The organism is Zavarzinia sp., assembly GCF_041650655.1.
Taxonomy (GTDB): Bacteria; Pseudomonadota; Alphaproteobacteria; order Zavarziniales; family Zavarziniaceae; genus Zavarzinia.
Window position 1 is genome coordinate 1 of the sequence record NZ_JBAZKR010000239.1, and the last position, 2,988, is coordinate 2,988.

The following is a 2,988-nucleotide window of genomic DNA, read 5'->3' on the forward strand; positions in this document are numbered from 1 at the left end:
GCGGACGGCGGAGATCGGCCATGAGCGGTCGTGATTGGATGCGAGTCAAGGCGCTTCGCGGCGGGCTGCGCGTGCTTCTGACGCGGGCCGAGCGCGACCTGGCGCACGCGGCCGCTAGCCTGGACTTGCTGGGCGCCCCGGACGTGGCCCGAGAGGCCCGGCGGCTGTCGGGCGAGGTGGGGCGACTGATGGGGCGGCGGGACTCGGCGGTGGCGCTGCCGCCCGAGGGGAGGGCGTAGGCGATGACCTGGCGCGGCAAGCAAGGCAACCGCGGCATGTCCGTCGAGAAGCGGGCCGAGCAGTGCGCGGCGCTCATGGAGGCCCGCGGGATCGCCACGCTGCGCAAGGCCGCGACACCCTGGCGGCCGCGGACGAAGGGCGGGCGAATCGTGGGAGCCTACCGCCAAGGCAGGGCCCCGATCGACTATTCCGGCACACTCCGGGGCGGGTCGGCCGTGTACGTCGAGGTTAAGAGCACGACGGCGGCCACGATGCGCCTAACCGACGCACGGCTCCCGGCACACCAGCGGGCGGCGCTCGATGAGGCGCTGCGGTGGACCCCTCACGTGTACGTCCTCGCGGCGTTCGCGGGCCCGCCCTTCGCCTGGTACCTGCTGCCGTGGTCGTGGGTGCGGTCGCTGGCCGTCGTGGACCCGCGGCGGGACGAGGTAGACGCGCACGCGGTCGGGGATCTGTTTCTCGAACGAACGGCGGACGGCGATGAGCGGGCCCGGGTGGCGCTCGGGGTAGCAGACGCCTGCGAGGCGCGGGCGGGGAGGTAGACGATGCTCGGCGGTGATGCATACGTGGACCTGCGGACCGTGCTCGGCTACCTGCGGGCCATGTTCCCTGACCGGATGCGCCTTTCCCTGGACGGCCGGTATGCGATTACGGGCGAGTCCGCGCGGCTCGACGGTGGCGGCGAACCCGCCAAGGCGTTCGACCTGCGCGTATTGCCCGACGGCACCGCGACGGTCCGTGCCTACTCGTTCGCCTGGGGCCAGGCGCTCCGGATGAATCCGTATCGCTCGGGATATGACCAGGATCGCCCAGAGCGCGAGATCGCAGAGATGGTCGAACACACCGTGGCCGAGTCCGTCGCCCACCTCGTGGACTATCGGTCCCTGCGCCGGTCCGTAGACCGGATTGATCGCGCCGCCGAGGCGGCCCCGTCGCGTCCGGCGGAGTGGCGCGTCGAGGTCTCGCAGCCCTGGTCAACGGTCTATCGCTGCTCGGGCTGCGGCTCCCGGCGGGCAACGTCTCCCGGGGCCCCGGCGCCGACTGGGTGCCCCACCTGTCAGTCCCGGACGGCCGCCATAGTGGACGCCGCCCGGACGGCCCTGGACGAGCAGACGGCGCGCGTGCGGGTGGCCGCGCCGTATGACTGGGATGGGTGGCGATAATGGATGATCGCCAGACCGCCATGCACGAGACGATTCCGACCGACGCCCGGGAGGTGTACGCCGCCGCACTCGCCGCGAGACGGCTAGCGCTGTTCTGCGAGGCCCGCTACCTGCGCGATTCCGAGGCATTCGCGGCCGTGTACGACCTCGCCGACGCGCTTAAGGCACTAGCGGCGGGAGACGTCCAGGAGGGCGGATTCCTGATCATGCGCATGGCCCTGCACTCGCACGCGGCCAAGGAGGCGCAGGGAGTCCTAGACACGCTCGGCCCAGAGACGCCCGTTGTGATTCAGGAGTCCGGGCCTGTAGCCAATGCCGTGTCGATTGCTCGGCGGATCGCGGCCGCGCTGCCGTGCCCGCCCGTCCCGTCCAAGGAGGCCCCATGACCCTGTCCAAAGCCTACCGCAACGCGGCCTTCCACGCCTTGGGTCGTTCCGTCGCCGCGCTCACCCTCGGGCAGTGGGCGCGAGCGGCCGAGTGGGCGTGCGTGTCCCGGGTGTGTTCGCGGCTGTGGCGGGCCGTCGAGAGGGAGGGGCGGGCACCGAGGCGGCCGCCGCTGGTCGTCGTGCAGCCGTGGGGGAGGGGGTGAGCATGCCGCGGACGACACGAGACCAGCGCCGGGCGATGCGACGTCGCGGCCGGACCTCGGGCGCGTACCTGCTGCGCATCGGCCGCGGGTGGGCGCGGTTCCGAGGGTGGACGGCGCCGGCCGTGGACGCCGAGCGGTACGCGACGGAGACGGTCTCGCTCGCCAACGGCTCCCGGATCGACTTCGCGCGCGGACCGGGAGAGCGGTTCCTGGCCGCGTCGTACGGGTACCACTGGACTCCGGACCAGGCGACGGCCGACGCGCCGCCCAAGCAGTACGACCACGCGCCCGACGTCGCGCGGTTGGGCCACGTGCTGGCCGCCGCCGGGGAGCCGCTGCCGTCCATGCCGGTGACGGAAGGAGGATGGGACGATGACGACGACTGACGACCACGCCCGCGCGCTGGGCATGGTGCGGCTAACGATGGACGCGCCCGACCACGGGCTAGATGGCCCGTGGTACGTGCGGCCCGATGACGTGGCCGCGGTCGCCGACGTGGCCGGGCAGGCAAACGTGCGCTGCCGTGGCGTGGCTACAGGAATGCCGGTCCGCGAGTCCGCCGCCGAAGTCCTGCGCCTGCTCGCGGAGGCGAAGGGGCACGGCGCGTACCTGGACACGGGCGACCCGCGTCCGGCCCTGGCCGATGCCGCCGCTGCCCTGCACGCGGGGCGCTTTACTGAGGCGGGAGACCGAATCGGGGACGCGTTGGACGCCGTCCGCGGGACGCTTGTTCGCCCGGCCGACCCGGCAAGGGCGTTGCTTATCCGGGCGGCGGCGAAGGTCGCGACCCTCTCGGAGCACTGCGACCTGCACGACTTCGGCACGTCCGCGCGGGCATTCGATGACATCCGCAGCGCCCTTCGCGTGGCCGGTCTCGACGCGCTGGCGCTCGCGGACGAGTGGGAGGCCGATCATGCAGTGTGAGCATTGCGGCGGCGAGTCCGCGTTCCCGGGCGGCCAGTGCGAGCGGTGCGGGGCAGCGAAGGTGGCGCCCGC

General features: G+C 72.8%; 6 protein-coding genes. All 6 read left to right on the forward strand.

The annotated features are described in order from the left end of the window. The coding region (locus WC493_RS22850; protein ID WP_373068877.1) for a hypothetical protein at positions 1-239 on the forward strand (239 nt) is incomplete at its 5' end. 3 nt (positions 240-242) lie between these two features. Next, positions 243-782: a Holliday junction resolvase RecU gene (locus WC493_RS22855; RefSeq protein ID WP_373068879.1), complete on the forward strand. Its 540-nt coding sequence runs from the start codon at positions 243-245 to the stop codon at positions 780-782. 3 nt (positions 783-785) lie between these two features. Then, positions 786-1,403 carry a hypothetical protein gene (locus tag WC493_RS22860; protein WP_373068881.1) on the forward strand — a complete coding sequence of 206 codons (618 nt, stop codon included), beginning with the start codon at positions 786-788 and terminating at the stop codon, positions 1,401-1,403. Continuing rightward, a complete protein-coding gene (locus WC493_RS22865; RefSeq protein WP_373068883.1) occupies positions 1,403-1,789 on the forward strand; it encodes a hypothetical protein in 387 nt (128 codons plus the stop codon). Before WC493_RS22860 ends, WC493_RS22865 begins: the two co-directional genes overlap by 1 nt. A gap of 205 nt (positions 1,790-1,994) precedes the next feature. Continuing rightward, positions 1,995-2,378, forward strand: coding sequence for a hypothetical protein (locus tag WC493_RS22870; RefSeq protein ID WP_373068885.1), 384 nt, complete (start codon positions 1,995-1,997; stop codon positions 2,376-2,378). Next, positions 2,365-2,916, forward strand: coding sequence for a hypothetical protein (locus WC493_RS22875; RefSeq protein WP_373068887.1), 552 nt, complete (start codon positions 2,365-2,367; stop codon positions 2,914-2,916). The genes WC493_RS22870 and WC493_RS22875 overlap by 14 nt, the downstream gene beginning before the upstream one ends. Positions 2,917-2,988 lie beyond the last annotated feature (72 nt).

Excerpts from the sequence above, each read along its gene's own strand:
- WC493_RS22855 (WP_373068879.1), top strand. The coding sequence starts at position 243 with ATGACCTGGCGCGGCAAGCAAGGCAACCGCGGCATGTCCGTCGAGAAG.
- WC493_RS22860 (WP_373068881.1), top strand. The coding sequence starts at position 786 with ATGCTCGGCGGTGATGCATACGTGGACCTGCGGACCGTGCTCGGCTAC.
- WC493_RS22865 (WP_373068883.1), top strand. The coding sequence starts at position 1,403 with ATGGATGATCGCCAGACCGCCATGCACGAGACGATTCCGACCGACGCC.
- WC493_RS22870 (WP_373068885.1), top strand. The coding sequence starts at position 1,995 with ATGCCGCGGACGACACGAGACCAGCGCCGGGCGATGCGACGTCGCGGC.
- WC493_RS22875 (WP_373068887.1), top strand. The coding sequence starts at position 2,365 with ATGACGACGACTGACGACCACGCCCGCGCGCTGGGCATGGTGCGGCTA.